Annotated in this window: 23 protein-coding genes and 1 pseudogene; 15 read left to right on the top strand and 9 right to left on the bottom strand. The window is 55.0% G+C overall.

Annotated features, from left to right (window positions below; translation table 11 throughout):
* Window positions 1–139 (top strand): annotated as a pseudogene (locus ACE6ED_RS22695) (EamA family transporter); the annotation flags it as partial.
* Window positions 140–1,125: 986 nt separating this feature from the next.
* Here the strand turns inward: ACE6ED_RS22695 and qoxD are convergent.
* From qoxD to qoxA, 4 genes are read right to left on the bottom strand one after another with little or no spacing between them, the layout of a single operon-like run.
* A complete protein-coding gene (gene qoxD, locus ACE6ED_RS22690) occupies window positions 1,126–1,416 on the bottom strand; it encodes a cytochrome aa3 quinol oxidase subunit IV (RefSeq protein WP_410829706.1) in 291 nt (96 codons plus the stop codon).
* 4 nt (window positions 1,417–1,420) lie between these two features.
* Window positions 1,421–2,017, bottom strand: a complete 597-nt coding sequence (gene qoxC, locus ACE6ED_RS22685; RefSeq protein WP_410829703.1) for a cytochrome aa3 quinol oxidase subunit III — start codon at window positions 2,015–2,017, stop codon at window positions 1,421–1,423.
* The gene (gene qoxB, locus ACE6ED_RS22680; RefSeq protein ID WP_410829702.1) at window positions 2,014–3,957 is read right to left on the bottom strand and encodes a cytochrome aa3 quinol oxidase subunit I; all 1,944 of its coding nucleotides are present in this window, start codon (window positions 3,955–3,957) and stop codon (window positions 2,014–2,016) included. Before qoxB ends, qoxC begins: the two co-directional genes overlap by 4 nt.
* A gap of 39 nt (window positions 3,958–3,996) precedes the next feature.
* On the bottom strand, window positions 3,997–5,040 hold the full coding sequence (qoxA, locus tag ACE6ED_RS22675) for a cytochrome aa3 quinol oxidase subunit II (protein WP_410829701.1): 1,044 nt from the start codon (window positions 5,038–5,040) through the stop codon (window positions 3,997–3,999).
* A 469-nt stretch (window positions 5,041–5,509) separates the two neighbouring features.
* Between qoxA and ACE6ED_RS22670 the strand changes: the two genes are divergently transcribed.
* From ACE6ED_RS22670 to ACE6ED_RS22640, 7 genes are all read left to right on the top strand, one after another.
* Window positions 5,510–6,781 carry a polysaccharide deacetylase gene (locus ACE6ED_RS22670; RefSeq protein ID WP_410829700.1) on the top strand — a complete coding sequence of 424 codons (1,272 nt, stop codon included), beginning with the start codon at window positions 5,510–5,512 and terminating at the stop codon, window positions 6,779–6,781.
* Between the two features lie 277 nt (window positions 6,782–7,058).
* A complete protein-coding gene (locus ACE6ED_RS22665) occupies window positions 7,059–7,820 on the top strand; it encodes a MerR family transcriptional regulator (RefSeq protein ID WP_410829699.1) in 762 nt (253 codons plus the stop codon).
* A gap of 274 nt (window positions 7,821–8,094) precedes the next feature.
* The gene (locus ACE6ED_RS22660; protein ID WP_410829705.1) at window positions 8,095–8,862 is read left to right on the top strand and encodes an amino acid ABC transporter substrate-binding protein; all 768 of its coding nucleotides are present in this window, start codon (window positions 8,095–8,097) and stop codon (window positions 8,860–8,862) included.
* Window positions 8,859–9,518, top strand: a complete 660-nt coding sequence (locus ACE6ED_RS22655) for an amino acid ABC transporter permease (RefSeq protein WP_410829698.1) — start codon at window positions 8,859–8,861, stop codon at window positions 9,516–9,518. Before ACE6ED_RS22660 ends, ACE6ED_RS22655 begins: the two co-directional genes overlap by 4 nt.
* A 15-nt stretch (window positions 9,519–9,533) precedes the next feature.
* Complete coding sequence (locus ACE6ED_RS22650; protein ID WP_410829697.1) at window positions 9,534–10,322, top strand: amino acid ABC transporter ATP-binding protein; 789 nt, start codon at window positions 9,534–9,536, stop codon at window positions 10,320–10,322.
* Between the two features lie 429 nt (window positions 10,323–10,751).
* Window positions 10,752–12,794: a DCC1-like thiol-disulfide oxidoreductase family protein gene (locus ACE6ED_RS22645; RefSeq protein WP_410829696.1), complete on the top strand. Its 2,043-nt coding sequence runs from the start codon at window positions 10,752–10,754 to the stop codon at window positions 12,792–12,794.
* Between the two features lie 57 nt (window positions 12,795–12,851).
* On the top strand, window positions 12,852–13,400 hold the full coding sequence (locus ACE6ED_RS22640) for a mismatch-specific DNA-glycosylase (RefSeq protein ID WP_410829695.1): 549 nt from the start codon (window positions 12,852–12,854) through the stop codon (window positions 13,398–13,400).
* A 75-nt stretch (window positions 13,401–13,475) separates the two neighbouring features.
* On the opposite strand, the gene ACE6ED_RS22635 is transcribed toward ACE6ED_RS22640, so the two are convergent.
* Window positions 13,476–14,450, bottom strand: coding sequence for an MraY family glycosyltransferase (locus ACE6ED_RS22635; RefSeq protein WP_410829694.1), 975 nt, complete (start codon window positions 14,448–14,450; stop codon window positions 13,476–13,478).
* Between the two features lie 131 nt (window positions 14,451–14,581).
* Between ACE6ED_RS22635 and ACE6ED_RS22630 the strand changes: the two genes are divergently transcribed.
* Window positions 14,582–15,286 carry a YjjG family noncanonical pyrimidine nucleotidase gene (locus ACE6ED_RS22630; RefSeq protein WP_410829693.1) on the top strand — a complete coding sequence of 235 codons (705 nt, stop codon included), beginning with the start codon at window positions 14,582–14,584 and terminating at the stop codon, window positions 15,284–15,286.
* Window positions 15,287–15,313: 27 nt separating this feature from the next.
* Here ACE6ED_RS22630 and ACE6ED_RS22625 read toward each other — a convergent pair whose 3' ends face one another.
* Window positions 15,314–16,285, bottom strand: a complete 972-nt coding sequence (locus ACE6ED_RS22625; protein ID WP_410829692.1) for a ring-cleaving dioxygenase — start codon at window positions 16,283–16,285, stop codon at window positions 15,314–15,316.
* Window positions 16,286–16,558: 273 nt separating this feature from the next.
* Here ACE6ED_RS22625 and ACE6ED_RS22620 point away from each other — a divergent pair, with 273 nt between their 5' ends.
* The 5 genes from ACE6ED_RS22620 to ACE6ED_RS22600 all read left to right on the top strand — a co-directional run bounded on the left by ACE6ED_RS22620 (window position 16,559) and on the right by ACE6ED_RS22600 (window position 21,397).
* Window positions 16,559–17,329: an AAC(3) family N-acetyltransferase gene (locus ACE6ED_RS22620; RefSeq protein WP_410829691.1), complete on the top strand. Its 771-nt coding sequence runs from the start codon at window positions 16,559–16,561 to the stop codon at window positions 17,327–17,329.
* A gap of 216 nt (window positions 17,330–17,545) precedes the next feature.
* Window positions 17,546–18,475, top strand: coding sequence for a manganese-dependent inorganic pyrophosphatase (locus ACE6ED_RS22615; RefSeq protein WP_410829690.1), 930 nt, complete (start codon window positions 17,546–17,548; stop codon window positions 18,473–18,475).
* 396 nt (window positions 18,476–18,871) lie between these two features.
* On the top strand, window positions 18,872–19,573 hold the full coding sequence (locus ACE6ED_RS22610; protein WP_410829689.1) for a pirin family protein: 702 nt from the start codon (window positions 18,872–18,874) through the stop codon (window positions 19,571–19,573).
* Window positions 19,574–19,631: 58 nt separating this feature from the next.
* A complete protein-coding gene (locus ACE6ED_RS22605; RefSeq protein ID WP_410829688.1) occupies window positions 19,632–19,961 on the top strand; it encodes a hypothetical protein in 330 nt (109 codons plus the stop codon).
* 329 nt (window positions 19,962–20,290) lie between these two features.
* Entirely contained in the window at window positions 20,291–21,397 is a 1,107-nt protein-coding gene (locus ACE6ED_RS22600; RefSeq protein ID WP_410829687.1) for a Leu/Phe/Val dehydrogenase, read from the top strand.
* A 535-nt stretch (window positions 21,398–21,932) separates the two neighbouring features.
* On the opposite strand, the gene ACE6ED_RS22595 is transcribed toward ACE6ED_RS22600, so the two are convergent.
* Window positions 21,933–22,682 carry a peptidylprolyl isomerase gene (locus ACE6ED_RS22595; protein WP_410829704.1) on the bottom strand — a complete coding sequence of 250 codons (750 nt, stop codon included), beginning with the start codon at window positions 22,680–22,682 and terminating at the stop codon, window positions 21,933–21,935.
* Window positions 22,683–22,860: 178 nt separating this feature from the next.
* Between ACE6ED_RS22595 and ACE6ED_RS22590 the strand changes: the two genes are divergently transcribed.
* Complete coding sequence (locus ACE6ED_RS22590; RefSeq protein WP_410829686.1) at window positions 22,861–24,090, top strand: MFS transporter; 1,230 nt, start codon at window positions 22,861–22,863, stop codon at window positions 24,088–24,090.
* Between the two features lie 312 nt (window positions 24,091–24,402).
* On the opposite strand, the gene ACE6ED_RS22585 is transcribed toward ACE6ED_RS22590, so the two are convergent.
* Complete coding sequence (locus tag ACE6ED_RS22585) at window positions 24,403–25,182, bottom strand: hypothetical protein (protein WP_410829685.1); 780 nt, start codon at window positions 25,180–25,182, stop codon at window positions 24,403–24,405.
* Between the two features lie 43 nt (window positions 25,183–25,225).
* The gene (locus ACE6ED_RS22580; protein WP_410829684.1) at window positions 25,226–25,471 is read right to left on the bottom strand and encodes a hypothetical protein; all 246 of its coding nucleotides are present in this window, start codon (window positions 25,469–25,471) and stop codon (window positions 25,226–25,228) included.
* Between the last annotated feature and the right edge of the window lie 56 nt (window positions 25,472–25,527).

Below are 25,527 nucleotides of genomic sequence, written 5' to 3'. Positions count from 1 at the left end.
CCTTTTGGGCAGTTTGGAGCCCCTAGCTGCTGTAGCCACCACCGTGTTTTGGTTAAAAGAGCCGTTTGGATCTTTTCAGTGGATCGGCACCGCATGTATTGTCGGACTCATTTTGCTGTTGGCACTTAAGAAAAAATAGGGAGGGTGGGGCTTCCTGTGCATGCCTGAGTTTCTTCTGCACGCTTAAGCTTCTTCTGTGCGCCTCAGCGTGGGACACTTTGAGCGACGCGGGAGCGCCCCGCCCGCTTCTATGGGAGTAGGGCCGCCCCTCTCATGGGCCTTCGCTTCATTGAGACGCGACTAAGAAAGGCAAGAGGATGGCTGCCGTTCCTGTGTAGCCTTCGCCTGGTTGAGACGTCTCAAGCTCTGACAGGGAGGGCCGCAGCAACTTCTGCGAGCTTTTTTGCTTTGTCGAGGCACTTTAAGGCCTGACGTGTAGGCGGAGCATACGCTCCTGTACCCTTGCTTCGTTTACGCTCCAAGACTTAATGGAAGGAGGCGCAGCTACTTCGGTGAGCCTTCGCCGCGTCGAGGTGCTCCAAGGTCTGGCTGTTTGCCACTCCTGCGAGCCTCCGCTTCGTCAAGATGCCCCGAAAGTCTAGCAAAAGGAGGCGCACTACTCCTGCGAGCTTTCGCTTCACTGAGACGCGACTAGGCGAGGCAGGAAGATGGCAGCCGTTCCTATCCGTCTGGCTTTTTCGAAGCACGGGAACAAGTGCAGACAGGAAGCGGAGCCAGCCCGGAGGTCATTTGGAACTGTAGGAGCGAATGCGATCGCCTTTGTTTTCGGATTTCTACCGCGTAAATAAATTATCCAATCAGGAAATCCGAAAACAACAGCGATCGGAAGTCCAAATCGACCGCAGTGGATGGCGCAGCCCTTCCTGTCCTTTAGACTTTCGCTTCATCGAGGCGCTCAATGGTGCTTCGGGCAGCAGCTCTTCCTGTAGACTTTCGCTTCGTTGAGACGCTCAAAGACGCTACGGAAACAGGGCGCAGCCCGTCCTGTAGGATCGTCGAGAGACTCTAGGCGATCAGGCAGCCTTCGCCGCAGGTAAACCAGCAGACGCAAAAAAGCAGCTCGCCCAAAAGGCAAGCTGCTTTTTACATGGAGCGGTGCGGCGCTTAAGCGTACCAGCCCCAGATGAAGATGAACAACGTACCAAAGATCGTGACCAGGCCCACGAACAGGGCGTAGATCAGGTTGAGGTACAGATCGCGTTTCGTGGTGGCATCCTCGTTGATATGCATGAAGACAAACAGCTGCAGGGACGCCTGGATGATGGCCGTCACCCCGAGAATGACCAGGTCAGCCGTGCGCGACAGGTCGAGATAAATGACACCCAGCGCGGCGGCGGAAAGGACGAGGGAGGCGATATAACCCATCACATGGCGAATCGGAAACAATTGCTTCATCATGTCACATCAGTCCTTTCAGGTAGACGTAGCTGAAGATGAAAATCCAGACAACGTCCAGGAAGTGCCAGTAGAGCGAGAAAATAAACGATTTGTTGGCAGTCGCCGGGTTGATGCCCTGGCGCGACAACTGAATCAGAATCGCCCCGCCCCACAGGAGACCGAAGGTCACGTGGGCGCCGTGCGTGCCCAGAAGCACGAACAGGCTGGAGAGGAAGCCGCTGGTCTGCAGCGTCGCTCCTTCATGGACGTAAGTGAAGAACTCCATGATTTCGATGCCAAGGAAGACGAGACCAAAGAGCAGCGTAACGATGAAAAAGCCGATCACTGCTTTTTTATAGCCATGGCGCATGGCGTGCACTGCCAGACCAATTGTAAAGGAACTGGTCAAGAGCACGAATGTTTCCAGAAGGACCGGTCCGATCTCGAAGAGTTCAGGGCCGCTGGGGCCGCTGGCGAACCGGTTCTCCATTACAAAATAGACGGTAAACAGCGTAGCGAAGAGGGCGATCTCGGCCCCGAGAAAAATCCAGAAGCCGAAGATCTTGTTACTGTTCTCTTCTGTTCCGTATTCCAGCGGTTTGGAGGTATCTACCTTCATGCGCGTCCACCCCCCAGTTTCTTTTCTGTCTTCATGACTTCGTCGGCCGAGATGTAGAAGCCGTGGTCGCGGTCAAAGGACATGGTAGCCATGGTGATCAGGATGCCGATACCCGAAATGATCGCAAGCGTCCACAGGCTGAATACCATCGCAAAGCCGAATACGAAGAAGATCGCTCCAAGGATAAACGGTTTGCCGGTATTGCTCGGCATGTGAATTTTGGTGATTTTATCTTCGAACAGGTTGTATTCACCGCGTTTGTGACTCCAGAACGGATCCAGACCTTTAACCTTCGGCACAACGGCAAAGTTGTAAGCCGGGATCGGGCTGTTGGTCGCCCACTCCAGCGTCCGTGCATCCCACGGATCGCCTGTCTTGTCGCGCGGGCTGTAGCGGGTGCTCCAGTAAATGTTATAAACCAGAATAACAAATCCGATGGCCAGACCCAGTGCGCCGGCGAAGGACAGCATGTTCAGCGGACCGAAGCCAGTCTCCTCGGAGTAAGTGTACATCCGCCGCGTCATCCCCTGCAGCCCGAGAATAAAGAGCGGGAAAAACGTGACGTTAAACGAAATGGCGATCCACCAGAAAGCATGTTTGCCAAGACGTTCGTTCAGACGGAAGCCGAATACTTTCGGGAACCAGTAATGGAAGCCCGCGATAACGGCAAAGACAGCGCCCGGAATCAATACGTAGTGGAAGTGAGCTACCAGGAACATCGTGTTATGGTACTGGTAGTCGGCGCTGGCCATAGCCAGCATAACGCCGGTTACGCCGCCGATCGTAAAGATCGGAATAAAGGCGAGCGAATAAAGCATCGGCGTGGTAAAAGAAATTTTGCCCTTTCGGAGCGTAAACAGCCAGTTGAATATCTTGACCCCGGTCGGAACCGCGATCGCCATCGTTGTAATCGAGAAAAAGCTGTTAACCATTACGCCTTGGCCCATCGTGTAGAAGTGGTGCGCCCACACGAGGAAGGAAAGCAGGGAGATGACGACCATACTGGCGACCATCGAAGTGTAGCCGTACAGATTCTTTTTGGAGAAGGTCGCGATAATCTCGCTGTATATCCCGAAGGCCGGCAAAATAACAATATAAACCTCCGGATGGCCCCAGACCCAGAACAGGTTCGCCCAGAGCATATCCATCCCGCCGTTGGCCATCGTAAAGAACTGGGAGCCGAACAGGCGGTCGAACATCATCAGCGCAAGCGCTACGGTAAGAACCGGGAACGCGAAGACGATAATGACGTTAGTAATGAAGACGGACCAAGTGAACATCGGCATCTTCATCAGTGTCATACCCGGTGCGCGCATTTTGATGATCGTTACGATAAAGTTAACGCCGGTCATCAGCGTACCGATACCGGAGATCTGCAGCGCAAGGGAATAGTAGTTATTCCCTACCGTCGGGCTGAACTCCAGACTCGCCAGCGGGAAGTAAGCCGACCAGCCGGCGTCCGGTGAACCGCCGATAACGAACGAAATGTTAAGCAGCATCGCGCCGAAGAAGAACAGCCAGAAGCTGACGGCGTTCAGGCGCGGAAATGCAACGTCGCGCGCGCCGATTTGCAGCGGCACGATGATATTCATAAGTCCGATAATAAACGGCATGGCCATGAACAAAATCATGATCAGACCGTGAGTCGTAAAGACCTCGTTATAGTGCTGCGCGTCCAGAAATTTCATTTCCGGAGCTGCGGTTTGCAGACGCATCATAATCGCGTCAACGCCGCCGCGGAACAGCATGAGCAGCGCGGCCAGAATGTACATGACGCCGATCCGTTTATGGTCGACAGTCGTGAGCCATTCCCGCCACAGGTAACCCCATTTCTTGAAGTAGGTCAAGCCGACGATAATCCCGAGCGTGGCCAGTGCGATACTGATCATCGCGCCGTAGATCAAGGGTTCGCCGTGAACCTTAAATTTGTCCCAATCCATTAGGTTGGCTCCTTTCAGGTTAATCAATGCAAGCCGGTATTAATGTCCTTGATGCTCGGAATGGGCATCGGTGCCGGAATCATAAGTGTGATCTTCAACAGGAGCGCTTGGCAGCGGCTGGTCCACTTCGGGATCCGGCTTGCTGTCAAACTCGGTTTGATTATCTTCAACCGCCGGAGTCGGATGGACTTCTTTATGCTCCTGATGTTCCTGGTTGCCGTTCTCATCCTCGTCGGATGCCGTGCCGCCGTGGTGGTGGCCTTCTTCCGGCGGAGGACTAAATTCCAGGTGAGTGGAAGAATACGACTTCCGGCCGACAAAATCGGTCTTCAGCAGCGTGTTGAACTCATCCTGCGTCAGCTCCGGTTCGGTGGATTTCACATCTTTAACCCATTCATCGAATTCGTCGGACGACATGGCGAGCGTTTCGAATTCCATGTGGGCGAAGCCTTTACCGTTAAAGTTGGAGTTGCGGCCCAGGTACGAGCCCGGTACATCGGCTACCAGGTTGATTTTGGTGATCATATCGCTCATAGCGTACTTCTGACCGGCAAGCTGCGGAACCCAGAAGCTTGTGATCGGTCCGAAGGAATACAGACGAAGTTCGATCGGACGATGGGTCGGGATGTTCAAGTAATTCACCGTTTCGACGCCTTGTTCCGGATAGGTGAAATGCCATTTCCAGTTCGACGAAGCGGCATAGACGACAAGCGGCTTCTGCTCCTTGTAGTCAGCGGGAACATTTTCGACAGCATGCGTGGAGCGGACCGTAACGACAGACAGAATCGCTACAATAATAATAGGGATTGCGATCCAGGTCGCTTCAAGCCATTTGTTGCCCTCCTCGTGCGGAGGAATGTAGTCTTCGCTCTGTTTGCTGGCCCGGTATTTAACGAGCATAAACACGTACAGGACGTACACAACGGCCAGTACCCCGAGCATCATGAGAATGGAGAAAATAATGGTGTCGGACAGCGTCCTTGCGGCCGGTCCTTTCGGATTCAGAACGGTGATTGAGCTGCACCCGGACAATAGCATGATCAGTCCCAAAAACAAGGCGAAGCGCGGCACTTTTTTGTTCATGATGAACTCCTTTCTGGCAGGTTCTTTATTCTTAACCGAATTCATTAACCTCTATATATACTAAGAATTTCATACCCCGAATGCAAAAGACATATTCTGTAAAATAAACTAGAAACAGTCTCAAAAGTGGCGAATTATTTGACAATTTGTGTTCAAATTGTTACAAGGGACGTGCGATATGACTTAAATCACTGTAACGACGCTGTTTTTCAGTGTTCATCTAAAGTTCAATTTTTGTTCAAAATATCAACAATGTTACTAAGTTTGTCACATTTTTTAAAGGCGTTTTTGGGGCGTTCGAGCGGTTCGGGTGGCGTATAATCAGCTTTAGCAGGGGCTTTTAATGAAATAGGATTTCCCGGGAAGGGGAAAAATCCTCAGGAGCATAATGGTAACAACATTTTTTACGTTCGGTTACAATCTCTCAAATTCCAAGTACTTCCGGTGTGGTAAGGTAAGGGAGGCAAATATGATGAGGGAATGGGAGAGAGAGATGAAATCGGTGTGGATGAACAAGAAATGGATGCGGGTGTGCCTTCTGGCCGTCACAGTGGCGGCGCTGGTCCTCGGGGGAGTGGATCTGCGGAAGGCCGAAGCGGCAGGACAGTCTTTTATGCGGATAGGCGTAAATGACGACCTGACGGAAATTCATGCGGAGTCCGTGGAGGACACGTATTATGTGCCTCTTAGAGAGACAACGGCAGCCCTTGGGTTGACGCTGAGCGGTTCCGCCGAGGTAATGGCAGTAACGGATAAAGGGCGTACCCTGCTGCGCTTGGAACCGGCTGCAAAAAAGGCCGTGCTGCCTGACGGTACACAGGTGGACGCGCCGACGCATCCCAAACATGGCCAGTTGATGGTGCCGGTACGGCTGGCACAGCATCTTGGCTACAAAGTGACCGTGATGTCCGACCGGCATGTGATCCGGCTGACGAACGCTTCGGCCGCACTTAGCGGCGATGCTTTTTATGAACGCCACCGTGAGACGTTGAAGCAGGAGGAACAAGCGATCCTGCAGGCGGAGAAACGGAAGGAAGAAGAACGCAAAGCGGCTGAACGCAAGGCGGCTGAAGAAGCAGCCAGCAAGGAGCAGGCAAAACAGCCGGAGGCTGTGAAGACTCCAGGAGCCAAAACGGTGTACCTGACCTTTGACGACGGCCCTTCGGCATCAACCGGCAAACTGCTTGATATTTTGGAAGAATACGACGCCAAAGCGACCTTTTTTATGCTTGGCAACAACATTAGCCAGCATCCGTCCCAGGTGAAACGCCTGGTGAAGGAGGGGCACGCGCCAGGTCTGCACGGCATGACGCACCGGAAAGAGAAGTTTTACGGTTCCCCGGCGGCGGCGCTGAAGGAAATGAACGATGACAACCGTTCCCTGAATAAGGCGGCGGGGGTAAGCACGAAGCTGATCCGGACTCCGTACGGAAGCAAACCGTATTTTACCCGTACATACCGGGATAAAGTGCTGGGTGCCGGTTACCGGCTCTGGGATTGGAACGTCGATTCTGAAGACTGGAAACATAAGGGCAACAGCGACGCCATCTATCAATCGGTGATGAAACAGGTGGCTTCACTTGAACGCAGCAAAACTGCACCAGTTATTTTGATGCATGATCAAAAGGCGACGCTGAAAGCCCTGCCGCGCATTCTTGAAGCACTGCAGAAAAAAGGCTACCGGTTTGAAGTGCTGACGGAGGAACAGAAACCGCTGAACTTCTGGAAAGACGTGCGCTAAAGCAAACCCCGTGGTCAGGGTTCTTGCGGCGGACGCAGGCAGCCGCTGCACTTTGCAGTGAGCATTAAGTTATTGTTTTCCAATCGGCCTTCATTTTATACGGCAGTGATTAAAAGGATCTTGGTCTCCGCGAGGCAGCGGAAGGCCGGGGTCCTTTTTGCATCAATGAGGGCTTGTTCGTGCCAGGTACAAATTCATGCTTCTTCATTCAAAAAAAGTGTCTTGACTCCAACCTTAGGTCGGGGCTTAATCTTCATACAGAAGGGAGGATGAGCCATTGCTGTATACGGTAAAAGAAGTGTCGGAGCTGTCCCGCGTCACCGTTAAAACGCTGTATCATTACCACCGGATCGGTCTGCTTTTGCCTGCAAGGATCAGCGAAGCAGGGTACCGGCTTTACGGTCAGAAGGAGCTGGAGCGTCTGCAGGAGATTTTGTTTTATAGGGAGCTTGATTTTTCGCTGGAGCAGATCAAGGACATGCTGGAACGGCATTCGGACCGCCTGTCCATCTTGTCGCAGCAGGAAGAACTGCTGGTTGGCCGACGGCGGAGACTGGAAGATATGCTGCACACTTTGCGCAGCTCCATTACATCTATAAAGGAAGGGATAACAATGGAACAGGGCCGCAATCAGGAGATGTTCAAAGGATTAAGCGATCGGGAGGCCTGGAACGAAGCGCTGGAAGAGCAGAACAAGTATTTGCAAGAGGCTTACGGAATCGAACCGTTTGAAGTGGGGGAGCCGGAGGTCGGCAAAATGAATGAACAGGCGGCTGAGGCTGCGGCTTTTATGACCGGGCTGGCAGATTTGTTAAGAGCAGGCGTCAAACATAATGATGAAACGGTGCGGCATTTGGTCCGGGATCATCTGGCCGCTTTGCAGCGGTTTGGGCACGATACGCCGGCCGAGGTGTTTGCAGCACAAACGCGGTTTTTTCTGAATGACGATTTTCATCTCTGCATGCTGGAGGATCAGCAGGTTGGGCTTGCTTATTATCTGTGTGCGGCGGCAGCTGATTTTGCGGAAACAGCCGGCTGAACGGCGGATCGTTAACGCTGTCCTGGAGCTTATCGTACAAACAAAAGAAGCAGCCGGAGCCGGCCGTCCTAATTTCGTTTAGGATTAGGGCGGCCTTTTTTTGTTCCGGAAAAACTTATGGAAAAGCTTCCTGGCCGACACAGCAGCGACATCTTTTTCTATCGACGCGATTCCGATGCTGTGCTATCATAAGACTCTGGTGACGTGTTAACGAACTAAAGCGTTTGATAAAAACAGAGCTGCGAGGAGAGTATCGGGAGAGATGAAAATGAAGATGAAGAAACGGATTATGCTTACGCTGATCATGATGGTAACGGTGCTGGCGGGATGTTCCGGTTCGGGCGCAGGCGCGGACAACGAGCTGGTTATCGGAATTGACGATAAATTTGCGCCGATGGGCTTCCGCGACGAAAAAAATGAAATTGTCGGCTTTGACATTGACTACGCGGCAGCCGCTGCGGAGAAGATGGGCCGCAAGGTGACGTTCCAGCCGATCGACTGGAAGGCCAAGGAGTCCGAGCTGAACAGCGGACGTATCGACCTCATCTGGAACGGCTACACGATTACGGATGAACGCAAAGAAAAGGTGCTGTTCACGAAACCTTATCTGGCCAATGCCCAGGTGGTGGTTGTCCCGTCGGATTCGCCGATTAACGCGCTGGCCGATCTGGAAGGCAAAGAAGTTGGACTGCAGAGCCTGTCATCCGCAGCCGATGCGCTGAACGCAAACCCGGTCAAGGATAAAATTAAAAACATTTCCGAATATCCGGACAACGTGCTGGCGCTGACCGACCTGAAGACCGGCCGGCTTGATGCGGTTGTCATCGACGAAATTGTCATTAAGTACTATATGTCCAAGGAACAGAACGCGTACAAAATTTTGGACGAGTCGCTGGCGCCGGAAGAATACGGCATCGGTGTCAAGAAAGGCAACGACAAGCTCCTGGAGGAGCTGCAGAAAGCGCTGGATGAAATGAACGAAGACGGTACAGCCGCTAAAATTTCCGAGAAGTGGTTCGGCGAAAATAAGGTACTGAAATGAGCCCGGATTATATCGCCGAAATCGCTTGGCCAATGATCCAGGGCGCGCAGACGACGATTCTTCTGTTCCTCGTTGTTATCGTGCTCTCCATTCCGCTGGGCTTCGGGGTTACGCTGCTGGCCAAATCGGCGCTGAAGCCGCTGGCCTGGATCGCTAATTTTTATATTTATGTCATGCGCGGCACGCCGCTGCTGCTGCAGCTGTTGTTTTTCTGCTTCGGTCTGCCGATGCTTCCGGTGATCGGTGAGTATCTTGTGATGGACCGGTTTACGGCGGCCTGCCTCGGCTTTATTTTGAATTATGCCGCTTATTTTGCGGAGATTTTCCGCGGCGGCCTGCTGTCGATTGACAAAGGACAACATGAAGCGGCCAAGGTGCTGGGGCTTGGGAGATGGCAGACCCTCCGCAAGGTGATTATGCCGCAGATGTTCCGGGTCGCCCTGCCTGCGGTAGCGAACGAATCGATTACTTTGATAAAAGACACGGCGCTGCTGTATGCGGTGGCTGTGCCGGAGCTGCTGCATTTCGCGTACACCGCGGTCAACCGGGATTTCACAATTGTTCCGTTTGTGGTGGCGGGTGCGATTTATCTTCTGATGACGCTGGTGCTCACCTTGTTCTTTAAGGCGCTGGAACGGCGCTTCAAATACGAATAAAAGGGAGGGCAAGCGATGAACGGAATGATAGAAGTTACAGAACTGCAAAAATCATACGGCAAGCTGGACGTGCTCAAGCGGGTATCGTTTAGCGTCGCCCCTGGCGAGACGGTAGCGGTTATCGGACCTTCGGGTTCGGGCAAAAGCACGATGCTCCGCAGCCTGGTGCACCTGGAGGAAATCTCCGGCGGCAGCATCCGGATTCAGGGTAAAACGCTGGCTGACAATGGGCGTTATGCCGCTCCGGGCGATATTCGGAATATTACCTCGCGGATGGGCATGGTGTTCCAGCACTTCAATCTGTTCCCGCATTTAACGGTTCAGGGCAATCTGGAGCTTGCGCCCAAGACGCTGAAGACGCTGGCGCAGACGGAGATCCACCGTAAAAGCATGGAGCTGCTGGGCAAGGTCGGGCTCGCGGACAAAGCAAACGAATACCCGTCCCGGCTGTCGGGCGGCCAAAAGCAGCGGGTAGCCATCGCCAGAGCGCTGATGATGGACCCGGATATTCTACTGTTCGACGAACCGACTTCGGCACTTGACCCCGAGCTTACGGGGGAGGTGCTGAAGGTAATCCGGCAGCTGGCTGAAGAGCGGATGACGATGATGATTGTGACGCATGAAATGGCGTTTGCCCGGGACGTAGCGGACCGTGTGCTGTTCATGGATAAGGGCGAAATCGCGGAAAGCGGAACGCCGGCCGAGCTGTTCGGAAATCCGAAGCTGGAGCGGACGCGGGTGTTTTTGAGCCGTGTGGAGCCGAATTTGAACGAAGGCCGCATTCCAGCGACCGTTATCCATTAAGTAATTCAGACCGGCAGCCACTGCCGGGTGGACGAAGCTCCCGCTTTGCGGGGGCTTTTTTTGCGTGGCAGCATGCTGCTTTGAGTGTGTTCAGCGTTGCCGCTGGCGTGCCTTCTTGCGTGCCGCTGGCGTGCCTTCTTGCGTGCGGCTGGCTGCCCCATAGCGTATTCAGCATGCCCTTATGCGTGCCGTTGGCTGCCCCATAGCGTATCTCAGCATGCCCTCGTGCGTGCGTTTGGTGCTGTTGGCTGCCCCATAGCATGTCTCAGCACATGCCCTCATGCGTGCCTCCTTACATAGCGTTGTCACTTCCTGCCCGTCTCGCCCGCTCCGTCATCCGCTTGTCAGTTTGCACGTTCGGGTTTGCCCGCATCCGGGTTCGGTTAATGATGAGTGACCAAACGATCCGTCAGTGAGGAGGACGACTTGATGTGGAACGGACTGAAGCGCGGCCTGTATGAACGCATGGAACCGGCGTTCCCGCTGGCCTTGTTCCGGATCGGCTTTGCGGTGTGCCTGCTGCTGGAGTTGGGGCAGATGATGATCTTCCGGGAGCTTATTTTTCAGGATAAAAGCCTGGTTAGCCGCGAGGGATGGCTGCTTACCGTCATCTTTATTTTATGGACGGGGGCGCTCCTGCTGATTCTGGCAGGGTATAAGCTCCGGATCGCTGCGGCGGTCAACTATGCGGTTTCCGTTTATATGCTGGGTTTTGTGACCGTCAACGAAGCGAATAACTGGCAGGTCGATTCCCTGTTTTTGACCGGCTCCTTCCTGCTGTTGTTTATGCCCGCAAGCGCGGCGCTGTCGGTTGACCGTCTTCTGGAGCACCGCCGGGAGGCCAGGGTCCGGGTGCGGAAGCTGCTGCGGCCCAAAGCGAGGTTTATTCATACCGCGTTTCTGATTTTGACGATTGGACTGTTTTATCTCGACTCGATCCTGTATAAACTGTCTTCATCGATGTATTTGAGCGGCCTGGGCCTGTGGGCGCCTGCTTCGCTTCCCTTCACAACTTATTGGGATATTTCCTGGCTGATCGAACACGAGTGGCTGATGCGCATTATGGGGTACACCCTGCTTGTGTACGAGACACTTTACATTTTCCTGATCTGGTTCCGGAAGCTGCGGACGCCGCTCAGCCTGGCGGGGATTGCGCTCCATGCCGGTATTCTGGTGGTGTTTCCCATTCCGGTGATCAGCTTTCTCGTCATTGTAATTCATTTGGCGATTATTCCGGACGAGGCTTACGCCAAGCTGTACGGGAAAGTCATCGCCGCCAAACGCAAAAAACTGGCGGTTTACTACGACCGCTTGTGTCCGCTGTGCCGCCAGACGGTCGGCATTTTGTCCGCGCTTGATTTCCGCAAGGCCATTGAATGGAAAGCCCTGCAGGATTACGCCGAAGGCGAACCGCTCCTGAAGGCAATACCCGAAGCGGATCTGCTGCACGATATTTATGCCGTGGAAAAAAACGCCAAGCTGCACAAAGGTGTCGATACGTACGCGGCCATTCTCCGGGCGATGGGCTGGACGTATCCGGCGGGCCTGCTGCTGGGCCTTCCGCCTGTTCACGGCATCGCCGCACGCATTTACGGCCGGATAGCGGCGAAGCGCAAACGTGAGGGCGGATGCACCGACAGTACATGCGGAATCGGTATTTCGCCGCTTCCTGAAAAGAAGGAGGGACGATTTGCGGGCCGCTTTTTGCCTGCAGGCCTGCTGCTCGTATTCTGGGTGGTTTCTTTTATCATCATTTCATTTGGATCGCCGGCTTACGCCAAATATTTGACCGGGGAAAATACAAGCACCACCAAAACGCTTAAAGACATGGCGGCGGTTTACAAACGGGTGGTGTATCCGGTTTTCGGCTGGACCAACCACGGGGTGTACACGGAGATTCATTTTGGAGAGTATAATGTACAGACACGGCTGGTCCACAAACAAGACGGACGGGAAAAAAGCCTGCCGGTGATTGACCGGGACGGCTTTGCGGGACGTTACATCATCGGACGCCAGTGGGATAACTGGACTTACGCCACCGTTCATCCCGAGACGGCATACGCGCAGGCGGAAAAGCATCTGCTCGCTTATGCCTCGTATTGGCTCAAACGGCACGGCGGCGGCATGGATGGAGGAACGATCGAAATCCAGGTCCGGCGGATCGGCGTTTCCATAGATACGTTCCATCCCGGCCTGTTAAAAAGCAACCTCGATGAAAAGTGGATGCCCGCCGGGCGGATCGAAGGGCCTTTGGGACAGCTGGAGCTGACGCTGGCGAACGAAGCGGCTGCGGAGCCCGCCACCTGGAGAGAAGCGGTGATGCAGCCACTGGACAAGTCCGCCTCGGCAGCGCCGGCGCAGACGCCCGCCAACAATACATCGGCTGACAGTGAACCTGCCGTCAATGCATCGGCTGACAGTGAAACCGACGACATGGCATTGGCTGACAGTGAACCCGTCGGCAGCAAATGATACAGGTTAGATGAACAGGGGTGACGTACAGCGAAGGACGAAGGAAGGAGGGAGCGTATGAAAAACACAACTGATTTAAGTTCCGCCGGCGTGCCGGATCATCTGGATCATGGACTGCAAATCGTGTTTATCGGATTCAATCCCAGCATCCGTTCCGGCGAAACGGGACATCACTACGCGAACCCGCGCAACAATTTCTGGCGCATTTTGCACCGGTCCGGTCTGACGCCGCGCCTGTACGACGCTTCGGAGGATGGAGAACTGCTGCGGCTCGGCTATGGCTTTACGAACATTGTGGCCCGCCCGACACGGGGTGCTGAGGATATTACACGCGAAGAATATGCCGAAGGGCGGGAGCTGCTGCGGGCCAAGCTGGAGGAATACAGGCCGGAGGTCGCCTGTTTTGTAGGGAAAGGCGTGTATACCGAGTTCACCCGGAAGGCTTCGGCCGAATGGGGATTTCAGGAGGAGCCCGCCGCCGACGGAGTTAAAGCCTTTGTTGCTCCGTCCTCCAGCGGCCTTGTCCGGATGCCGATGGAGGAAATACTCGCTATTTACCGGCGGCTGCGCGACGCGCTTGCTGATCCGCCATCGGAAGCTGATTAACATCTATCTATAGGAAAACCCCGTCTAATGTCTTGACGGGGTTTTTGCATGCTGTGTACGTGATCCGGCCTTCCGCTAGAGCTGCACCAACAGCAGGATAATCGAAGACAAGCTCAGACAGGTGCTGACCAGACAAAGCACAAGTACAACCTGCTTCTGGTTCAGTCCCGCCCGCAGGAGACGGTAATGAGCCTGGGTCGCATCCGCCTGATAAATGGACTTGCCCTGAAGAAACCGTTTGGTCACAACAAACAAGTTATCAAAAATCGGCACGCCAAGCGCCAGAATCGGGATAAACAGCGAAAGAATTGTGGCCTGCTTAAAGGCTCCGTCCAGCGCAATTACTGCCAAAATAAAGCCAAGGAACGTTGCCCCCGCATCGCCCATAAAGATCTTGGCGGGCGGTTTGTTGTAGCGGAGGTAGGCGACGGTGACGCCGACCAGAATAATAGCCATCATTGCTGAAGCGGATTGTCCTTTGGCCAGTGCGACGACGAACAGGGTAATCCCTGAAATCGAAGACAGACCGCCGGCGAGCCCGTCCATGCCGTCCGAGAAGTTAATGACCGTCGTAACGCCAAAAATCCACAGAATGGTCAACAAAAACTGCAGGACGACCGGCAGGGTGAAATATTCGCCGGAAAACGGATTATAGAACCCGGTGAATGCATTTCCAGACAGGTAGACGAGCACGGCTGCGGAGACCTGCACGATCAGCTTAGGCAGTGCGGGAAAGTCCTTGCCTTTGGTCTTGTACCAGTCATCGACCGTGCCGATGGTCAGCAGCAGAATGCCGCCTGCAAACAGTGCGGCCGTCTCCGCCGAAAAGTCCCGGGTAAACAGCAGGTATGTAATGAAAAAACCGGCGAAAATTGCATAACTCGCGGTCAGCGGGATCGGCTCCCTGTGGATTTTTCGTTCCACGTCCTTGCGGGGTTTGTCCACAAAGTCCAGCCGGAACGCCAGCTTGCCAAGAGGCGGAATCAGATAATATACGATCAGAAACGACAGTAAAAATGCCAATGCGTAAAAAATGCCCATCACCACCATAAGAATTAATTGGCCTACGTGGATTATACAATACCAGGGGAAAAATTGTCGACGGCTCTCTGCATAGGTTGGACAGTCCGGACCATTCTTATTTAGAATGAGAGGAATGAATTAAAAAGGGGGAACGGTACGTGCGGTACAAAGTCATCCTGTTTGACGCCGACGACACTTTGTTTGATTACGGCAAGGCGGAGGAGGAAGCGCTGAGGCAGACTTTTGAAGCGTTTGGGCTGCCGGAAGGAGCGGCCGAATACGGCGCCAGCTACAGGGAGATCAACAAGGCGCTGTGGAGGGAGCTGGAGCTCGGAACCATTACCTCCGCCAGCTTGAGACTTGAGCGTTTTCGGCGGTTGTTTGAGACGAATGGGCTTGCGCTGGATCCGGAAGCGTTTAGTACGGCTTATTTAGCCGGCCTGGGACGGGGCTCGTTTTTGATTGAAGGGGCTGAGACGCTCTGCGGGTCGCTGACAGGCTGCAGGCTGGCCGTTATTACAAACGGCATCAAGGATGTTCAGACCGCGCGGATTGCAGGATCGCCGCTCTGTTCCGCCTTTGAGCGCGTGATTATTTCGGAGGTGGCCGGCTGCCAGAAGCCGGAGCGGGGAATTTTTGATTATGCTTTTGCCGAGCTGGGTTTAAGCGATAAACGGGAGGTGTTGATGGTAGGAGATTCGCTCACCTCCGATATCGCGGGCGGAGCCAATTACGGAATCGATACCTGCTGGTTCAATCCGCATGGCCGCCCAAACGATACAGAAGTGGCTCCGACTTACGAAATCCGGCATCTAAGCGAACTGACCGGCATTATACAAAACGGTGTAATTCAGGCAGGTTGAGTGAGGGATGGACCGGCTTCCTGCCGGTCAGCGGGATGTATTCAGCGGCTTCAGCAGCTGCTCGATCTGCTCCCGTTTTCCTTCGAGGAACGGAGGGAGCGCCAGCGACTCGCCCAGATGCTCGATGCTTTCATCGGTGTCGAAGCCCGGCCCGTCGGTTGCGAGCTCGAACAAAATGCCGTTTGGCTCGCGGAAATAAAGCGACCGGAAATAATAGCGGTCCACAAAACCCGAGTTCGGCAGACCGAGAGCGCCGATCCGGCCCACCCAGCCGCGCAGCTCGTCTTCGTTATCGACGCGGAAGGCGACATGGTGCACACCGCCGCGGCCAAGCCGCTCAGGCGGCAGATCGCTGCGCTCTTCGAGGTGGACTTCCGCGCCGCTGCCGCCTTCTCCGGTTGCATACACGAGGACATCAGGCTGGCCGGCGGCCGCCGAAGGATAGGAGCCGGCGCGCCGGAAGCCAAGCACCTGCTCCAGCACATCGGCCGTCCGGCTGGCGTCCGGAACGGTCAGATGCGCGGGTCCAAGCCCGGTGATTGCCGCTTCCTGCGGCACAGGGCTTTTCTCCCACGCTTTGCCGCCCGGCACGCCCTGATTTCCCTCGTCCGAGACAAGCAGCAGCCGCTGGCCTTCCCTGTCGCGGAACGGCAGCGCCTGCCGTCCGCCGAGCGTGCGCACTGCTTCATGCTCCACGGCGTATTCTTCAAACCGGCGCTGCCAATATTGGAGCGCGGCATTATCCGGTACGCGCAGGGAAAGCGCGGAAATGCTGTTATTGCCGTCACGGTTGCGTCCCGCATTCGGAATCTCGAAGAAGGTTACTTCCGTGCCCGGGTTTCCCCGTTCATCGCCGTAAAAAAGATGGTAAACGGAGATGTCGTCCTGGTTGACCGTTTTTTTAATCAGGCGCAGTCCAAGCACCTCGGTGTAAAATTTGTAATTCTCCTGGGCATTAGCGGTGATTGACGATACGTGATGGAGACCTTTCAATATCATGGCGTTTTTTCCTTTCTGTGCGGATTTGCCGTTTGCGGGCTGGATAAAGGGTATAGTATGGGCTGTACTACAGCGTATCTATAATTGAAATTAATTAAGTTACTATAAATTTAACAGTTAATAAGTAAAATAGCAATATCGCTCCGTATAACAAGGGATCGGCTTGGACAACGGTGTTCGAACGGCCGGACGGTGCACGATAAAGCAGGACATACGGCGGAGGAACGGATGACGGCTGTCAAACGGCTAAAACAAAAGGGGAGGTTTGCGTTAATGCATACGAAGCTTAGTTTAATGAATCAGCTGGAAACGATGGGGATTTCGCACAGTGGAACGCTGCTGGTCCATTCTTCAATGAAACGGATCGGTCCGGTGGAAGGGGGCGCGGAGACGGTCCTGGATGCCTTGTCGGAATATATGAGGGACGGACTCCTTGTCCTGCCGACACATACCTGGTCTTATATCGATGCCGGCAATCCGAAGTTTGACGTCCTGAGGTCCCCGTCCTGCATCGGGGTGCTGCCGGAGCTGTTCCGCAAGCGGCCGGGCGTTGTCCGCTCTTGGCATCCGACGCATTCCGTAGCGGCCTTAGGCGCGGACGCTGAAGCTTTTACGGCGGGCGATGAGCGGTGGGATACCCCATGTGCCCGGGGATCGGCCTGGGGCCGGCTGCTGGACCGCAGTGCTGAAATTTTGCTCGTAGGCGTTGATCTGCGGCGCAACACCTTCATTCACGGGATAGAAGAATGGGAGGATATTCCGGGCAGAATTGGCGACGAGCCGGAGCGGCTGTATACGGTTACGCCGGACGGGCGAGAGCTTGAGGTGCCATCCAGACGGCATATTGGGTTGTCCTGGTCCGAGCATTTCTGGAAAGTTGAAGGGGTATTGGAGGAAGGCGGGGCGCTCCGGAGAGGGCGGTTCGGGGAAGCGGAAACGCTGTGCTGCTCGGCTGCCCGCACCACTGAAATCCTTGGCCGGATGCTGCGGCATAATCCCGACCTGTTTTCGGATAACGAACCGCTGTCTCAAGGGCTGGCTTAGAGGTATACCTGCAAGGGCTGGCTTAGAGGGTTATCTACACAGAACTGGCTTTAAGGGAATGTCTTAAGGCTACTAAGGACTATTTAAAGGCTAGTTATGGGCTGCTTAAGAGCCATCTTAAGGGTAACCGGTTGGGCTGGCTTGGCAGGGGTTCTGGCCTGTGCCGGCCGTTCTGTGTTATAGTAATCTCACAAAAACAAAGTAAGGAGATTGGAAATGGAAAAAACACTGATCTTTGGCCACAAAAATCCCGACACCGATACGATCTGTTCCGCAATCGCTTACGCTGCACTGAAAAAGGAACTTGGGTTTGACGCCGAGCCGGTCCGCCTGGGCGAAGTCGGCCCGGAAACCCAATATGCGCTGAACCACTTTAAAGTTGACGCTCCCCGGTTCGTCGACAAAGTAGCCGGCGAGGCCAAGCAGGTAATTCTCGTCGACCATAACGAACGCCAGCAGAGCGCCGACGATATCGACCAGGTGCGTGTGGTCGAAGTTATCGACCATCACCGGATTGCGAACTTTGAAACGGCGCATCCGCTGTATTACCGTGCAGAGCCGGTTGGCTGCACGGCTACAATTTTGAACAAGCTTTACAAAGAGAACGGTGTAGCCGTTCCAAAAGAGATTGCCGGACTGATGCTGTCGGCGATTATTTCTGACTCGCTTTTGTTTAAGTCCCCGACCTGCACCGAGCAGGATGTAGCCGCCGCACGCGAGCTTGCTGAAATCGCGGGAGTGGACGCGGAGAGCTACGGGCTGGAAATGCTGAAAGCCGGCGCCGATCTTAGCGACAAAACGATTGATCAGCTGCTGACACTGGACGCAAAGGAATTCACAATGGGCAGCAGCAAGGTAATGATCGCCCAGGTGAATGCTGTTGATACCAACGACGTTCTGTCCCGCCAATCCGAAGTGGAAGCGGCGCTGAACAAGACGATTGAGGAAAAAGGGCTGGATTTGTTCCTGTTCGTCGTAACCGACATCCTGAACAACGATTCGGTTGGCATTGCGCTTGGAAGCGCGGCTGGCGCCGTGGAACAAGCCTACAATGTGAAGCTGGAGAACAACACGGCTCTGCTGAAAGGCGTGGTTTCCCGCAAATCGCAGATCGTTCCTATCCTGACAGAAACATTGTCCAAATAATCCGTACCGGCAGGCGGGGAAGCCCGCTATGGGTGGGCAAGCACGCAAATATGCGTAAAAAGCCGGATAACGCGCCGGAAGTACGCATATAACCCGGGAAATCCCATGTAAGTAGGCACGCAAGCACCAATCAACCGGGCTGCTCGCTGCCGGTCAAGCCAAAAGAAGACTCTTCGGGGTCTTCTTTTTTGCTTGGGCCAGTTCCACGGTTTAGCAGTCCTGAATATGATCTGCTACAATATGGGTTATAACAAAAAGATCAGCTAATGGTTTGCCGCATCCGTAACGGCTTCAGTGTAGGCATTAGTATCTGCATTAGTATCTGCATTAGTATTGGCATTAGTATCGGCATTAGTATCGGCAGTGCAATCTTGAATGGCGAAGGAGGAAAAGCTTGTGATTCAAGTCTATCCGGCAGACAAGGCACATCAATTCGATCACGGATGGCTGAAAGGCAGTCATCTGTTTTCGTTTGGGGAGTATTACGATCCGGACAACACGGCGTTTGGACCAATGAGAGTGTGCAACATCGATACCATTGCGCCCGGACGCGGCTTTGGCGCCCATCCGCACAGCGATATGGAGATCGTATCGGTTGTGCTGTCCGGCACGCTCCGCCATGAAGATAATCTGGGCAATGTCGCAGAGACATCCTTTGGAGGCATTCAGCGCATGTCTGCCGGGACGGGGGCGATTCACACTGAGCATAACCCGTCTTCCGAGGAGCCGGTCCGGCTGCTTCAGCTGTGGTTTATGCCCCGTGAGCGGGGAACGGCGCCTTCTTACGAAACCGGACAGTTTGATCCGGCCGCCCTGCGGGGGACGCTGCTGCCTGTTGTGTCGGAGAGCGGCCAGGGTGTCGCGATCGGACAAGATATGACCCTTTATTTAAGCCGTCCGGAACCCGGGCAGACGCTGCGTTTTGAGCAGGCGGAAGGCAGACGTATTTTCCTCTATGCCATAGAAGGAGAACTGATGCTTGATGGCGGGGCGATGCTGAAGGCGGGCGATTCCGCACGTATAACGCAGACCGCTTCGCTTCAGATGACTGCCGGAGCCGGGGCTGAAACGTTGTTTATGCTGATTGATCTGCCGTAAAAGACAGCGGTAAACAGCCTGCTGCGGCGGGCTAACCCAAGGGAAGGAGGCGAATCCTATGCCGCATGAAGAAAGAATGCTGGTCAAACATTCGGTGACCGGGCGCATGCTGCTGAGCAGTACGGACGGACCGGTTTATAAGCTGGATAAGGACGGAGAACACTTCGTCATCCGGTTCAGCGGTGTTTCGCCGCAGCAGGCGGCGGAAGTGCTGAGGCATGCCGGGGAACTAAATGTGTTCCGCTTTGAGGAGCCGGAAGGCGGTCCGGTCATCAAACATTGGTATTATGTAGGCGATCAGCCCGTGAAGTATGACGAGGCGGAAAGCTGTTTGATTTTGACTGCGGGATCGGAAATTGAATATCGTCCGGATACGTACTGGGAATAACCGAACTTCATCGAGAGGGAATAGACGCCCGCTCTGCTACATCACAAGCTTCAGTGTGATGTTATAAATCTTCATTGAGCTGTTAACCAGATTGTATCACATAGATACAATCTCCCTTGAAGCTTACGTGTCGGGTTATATTGTCCTTGTCCAGATGACGTTTTCATGTATAAAGGACATGCCAAAAGGACAAAACAGCATTGACATTCCGTTTGAAAAGTACTAGCTTTGTTATGAAAGATCACATTCCGGCTGATGTCTCAAGAAAGGCCATTGCGGTGGTGGCAGACGGTCAGACGGTGCAATGACAAGGATAGGAGACCGATACCATGGATTTGTTGGAAGCAATGCGTCAGGATGATTACGAGCAGATCGTGTACTGTCAGGATAAGGCATCGGGGCTGAAGGCCATTATTGCGATTCACGATACGACGCTGGGCCCTGCGCTCGGCGGTACGCGGATGTGGAGTTATGCGACGGAGGAAGAAGCCCTGATCGATGTACTCCGCTTGTCCAAAGGCATGACGTACAAGAATGCAGCCGCGGGGCTGAACCTGGGCGGCGGCAAAGCCGTCATTATCGGCGACGCGCGCAAAGACAAAAACGAAGCGATGTTCCGGGCGTTCGGCCGCTATATCCAGGGACTGAACGGCCGTTATATCACCGCTGAAGACGTGGGGACAACGGTTGAAGATATGGACCTCATTTACCAGGAGACCGATTACGTCACTGGGATCTCGCCTTCTCACGGATCGTCCGGCAATCCTTCTCCCGCAACGGCATTTGGCGTCTATCAAGGAATGAAAGCCGCCGCGAAGGCTGCCTTCGGCACCGACTCCCTGGAAGGGAAGACGGTGGCGGTGCAGGGTGTCGGCAATGTGGCTTTTAATCTGTGCGGCCATCTGCACGCGGAAGGCGCGTCCCTGATTGTGACTGACATTAACAAAGAAGCGGTACAGCGCGCCGTGGAGGCCTATGGAGCCAAAGCGGTCGATCCGGGAGATATCGTTGGCTCGGCATGCGATATTTATGCGCCATGCGCGCTTGGCGCCGTCATTAACGATACAACACTGCCTGTGCTTAAGGCGAAGGTGGTGGCAGGCGCGGCGAACAATCAGCTGAAGGAGCCGCGCCACGGCGACGCCTTGTATGAACTGGGGATTGTCTATGCTCCGGACTATGTCATCAATGCGGGCGGCGTCATCAATATCGCTGACGAGCTGCAGGGCTACAACAAGGACCGTGCCTGGAAACAGGTCGCCAAAATTTATGACAACATCACCCGTGTGCTTGAAATTTCCCGTGAACGGGGCATTCCTTCGTACCAGGCGGCCGACCGGCTTGCCGAGGACCGGATTGCTTTGCTCCGGGATACCCGCAGCACGTTTTTGCGCAGCGGACAGCATGCCCTCAGCCGGCGGCGGGTGCGCGGATAATTGGAGTATTCCCCCGGAGGGCCTGGCTTTCCGGGGGCTTCTGTTGTCAGGGCTTCGTGACCAATGTCGCTGCTTAAGAAAACGCTCTCAGGAGAAACTGGAAAAAACGGCAACCAGGGACAGTTAAGAGGCTGAGCTTGGCGGGGATGGATAGATTAGCGGACTGATCAATGTAGAGATGAACACGTGTGCGGAGGACTAAAGCCGGTACAACGAAGGCTGGCAGAACGAAGCTGGGAAAATGGCGGTATCAGCCTGCAAAAAGACGATAGCACCGGCGTAGAGGTGGCAGCGGCAAGCGCAGGCGGTAGCAGCAAGTACAGGCAGCAGCAAGCACAGGCCAACAAGCATAGGCAGCAGCAGGCGCATGTGGCAGCAGCTTTTACAGGTAGGAACAGCAAGCGCACGCAGCAGCAGCCTGCGTGGAAGACGGACAAACGGAGGGCCGGCCCCGTAAAAAAGACAGGCTGGCACCGGGAAATAACACGGCAAGCCTGTCTTGCTGATGTTTTGGCATGGAGGCCAAAAGGGGAGCTTATTGAATCTTTTGCGGTTCGGGATAAGTTTGGCCTAAAGTATCGACGGTTACTTTCTTCATCGCCGGCGGTTCGTTTGGCCGGTCGGATGTGTCCCGCGGCAGAGCGACAATGGCGTCGACAACGTCCATTCCTTCCGTCACCATGCCGAAAGCGGCATAACTGCCGTCCAAATGCGGCGCGTCATCTGTCATAATGAAGAACTGCGAGCCCGCGGAATCGGGCGCTTGGGATCTGGCCATGGACAAGACGCCACGCGTATGCTTTAAGTGATTCTCAAATCCGTTAGCCAAGAATTCGCCCGCGATGCTGTAGTCGGGTCCACCCATCCCGGTGCCCTCAGGGTCGCCGCCCTGAATCATGAAGCCGGGAATCACGCGGTGAAAAATTGTACCGTCATAAGCGCCCGCCTGGATCAGCGAAATAAAGTTATTTACGGTATTCGGGGCTACCTCAGGGTAAAGCTCCGCTTTGATCACTCCGCCGTTGTCCATCTCGATCGTCACGACCGGATGGCTCGTGGACGGATCGGGCAGTCCTTGTCCCGTCTGCTGTTCCGTCTGCTGCGTTGCTGCAGGCTCCGTTGCCGCCGGCTGGCTGGCCGCCGCGCTCGGAGCGGCGGATGGCGCCGCGGACGCTTCGCCTGTGGCCCCGCCGTTCCCGCCGGCTCCGCTTGTTCCGTTCTGCGCGTATTTATTCCCGCAGGCGGCAAGCAGGACGGTCAGCAGCAGCGCAAGCACGAGCAGCATGGGCCGTTTGCGTTGAAGTCTACCTGTCACTGTTATTCTCTCCTTTATGCTTGTAGGTTGTCCTAATTATCATAACGGTTCCAAGCCTCCGGGAAAAGCCCCGGGCGCTGAGCCGTTCGAGAGGGAGGAATCCGCCCGGAAAGCTTCCGGACAAAACAACGAAAGGAAGTGCACACCAATGAAGTTTTCATGGAAGCGAAATCTGGTGGTGCTGTGGATTGGTGTTTTTTTCTGCAGTACCGCTTATTCCATCTCCATCCCGTTTCTGTCGATTTTTATGGCCGAGGAGCTGGGGGTCGACAATCATCTGGAGCTGTGGTCGGGCGTCGCCTTTGGCATCACCTTTCTGGCGAGCGCGCTTGTATCGCCATTCTGGGGTTCGCTCGCTGACAAATACGGGCGCAAGCCGATGCTGATCCGGTCCGGCTTTAGCTTGGCTGTACTGTATTTTTTGAACTATTTTGTTTATGATCCCTATTGGTTTGTTGTGCTCCGTATTTTTCAGGGGCTGCTGGCCGGGTTCGTGCCTGCGGCGATCGCCATGGTAGCAACCAACACGCCTGAAGAAAAAACGGGGTATGCGCTCAGCATCATGTCTACCTCCGGGGCCACCGGCAGCATTGTCGGCCCGCTGATCGGCGGGGTGGTCAGTTTTTATTTTGGCAACCGGAATGCGTTTCTTTTTTCAGCCGGGATTGTGCTGGTTTCGGCTTTGATCGCGGTGTTTTTTGCAAAAGAGCAAAATTTCAACCGCTCGGCACCCCGGTCTCACGTTCGCGACGACCTCAAGGAAGCGGCCGGGAACCGGACTTTCGTGACACTGCTGATGCTGACCGGAATCTGTAATTTCTCGGTGATGATTCTGGAGCCGCTGCTGCCGATCTACCTGCTGGATATGGGGGTATCGCGGGACACGGCGTCGCTCAGCTCGGGCATTGCTTTTTCGGCCGTCGGTATCGCTACGGTGTTAATGGCTCCGCAGTGGGGAAAGATTGGCAGCCGCAAAGGATTTGAGCGGATTTTGTTCATCGGGCTGATCGGCGCCGGTATTGGAAACCTGCTGCAGTTTGCCGTCTCGGGTTATGTGGAATTTGCGCTGCTGCGTTTCGCTTACGGCCTGTTTTATGCCGCCGTACTGCCATCCATTAACGCAATGATTGTACAGGTGACCGATGCTTCCTTCCGCGGCCGGGCGTTTAGCCTAAACCAGTCTTCGTCGCAAATGGCAACGATGGCGGGGCCGATCCTAGGCGGGCTGCTTGGCGGACTGCTGCCGATCCGCTGGGTATTTGTGCTGAATGGTCTGCTTCTGCTGGCGGCGGCGTTTTTTATCAAAAAGCGGAAGCTGGAGTCGGCAAAACCGGCCGGTGTCAAGCGCACGGGAGCGCCGGCGCGAAGTGATGTTTAACCGATGCAGGAGCCATTCGGCTGCTTGACCCTGTCCACCCTTGGATGTTCACGTTCACATTATAAATCGGGGTGCAGATGTCAGACACAGAGCAGGGAAGGGCAGTGCATCAAGTGCATTAACATCAAGCGCACGCATCAAGCACAAAAAGTACAAAAAGCTAAGAATAACAACAGCAAGCCGGCCGGCAAGGAGCTTCTCCTAAACCGGCCGGCTTGCTGTTGTCTATTAAACTGAACGCCATAGTACGGCGGATGTTAATCAACGGCTTCGTTTCAGCGGCTATATGCGTAACGAACAGTTAGCCTGGACTTAGAGATCTTCCTCCCCTGTAGAACCGTTAAGAAGATCCGTACCGTGCGGCTCATCCTCCGGAGGCGAGGCGGGATCGACGGGCGAGCCTGGCTGCAACTCGTCGGCGTCCGGAACGTCCGGCAGCGGGTCCTCCGCTTCCGTCTCCGCTCCGGCCGGGTCATCGGCGTAGTCAATGCTGCCTGTGCCCGCCGCGTAGTCTGCTGCGCCGCCAGTCAGCCCCGCGGCTCCCGCCGCCGTCATCGCATCGGACATCCGCAGGTCGTTCCGTCCGGGCGCAGGCCCGCCGACCACGCCGGAAGCCGGATCGATGCCGTCCGCTGCGTCTCCGGCATAGGTGTCTCCGGTATACGTGTCCGCAGCATAAGCGTCGGCAGCATGCGAGCCTCCGGCATACGCTTCGCCGCGCTCCGTGCCAGCGGCCGGTTCGGAGCGGTCCCTCGCTCCCGAACCGGCCGGCGCGCCGGCTGCCCCGTCGAGCCCGACATCGTAGGCCAGGCGCGGATCAAGCCGGAGCTCTTCATCCAGATCGGACACGGCCAGGCCCGAGTAAGCAGCTGGTTCGTCCCCGCCGCTTCCGGCCGACCATCTGGAGCCTGCGGCCTCTGTCCGGGCTGGATCCGCACCCGGAGGATCCTCGCTGAGACTTTGCCGGGTTTCCCCCTCAAGCGGCTTCATGTCGTCCAGCGGAATATCCTGCGCGGCAGGGAAGTCGGTGCTCATTTTATTGTAACGTTCATATGCAAAATCGGCTTCTGTCTTGTTGTACCGGTTAGCCATTGCACTCAGCTCCTTTGAGTTTAGGTGGAATATGAGGCGGACTTTAGTTGTCGTGCCGCTCCGTCCGGTTTGATGAAGCAGTTTCCCCTGAGGAGGGGTTACCGCCGGAGGATGTCCTGCGGTCCGGCGGATAAGCGTGGCGGATGGCATCCTGCTGATCTTCATCGTCCAGTGCGCCGGGAAATGAGTTTTCCCGAAACAGACCAAACGTCTCGTCGTTATCGCGCTCCGTCACCAGGTTGTCTTCTTCGGCATCCCTGCCGGGGCCGCGGCTCTGTTCCTTGGTCATGATCAGACCTCCTTCAAGTGGAACTTTTCTGGCAATATGCCGATATAACTAAATAC

This window comes from Paenibacillus nanchangensis (assembly GCF_046543445.1).
Classification (GTDB): Bacteria; Bacillota; Bacilli; order Paenibacillales; family Paenibacillaceae; genus Paenibacillus_AQ; species Paenibacillus_AQ nanchangensis.
Note: the sequence above shows the minus strand (reverse complement) of the source record. Positions and strands in the feature narration are given on the sequence as shown.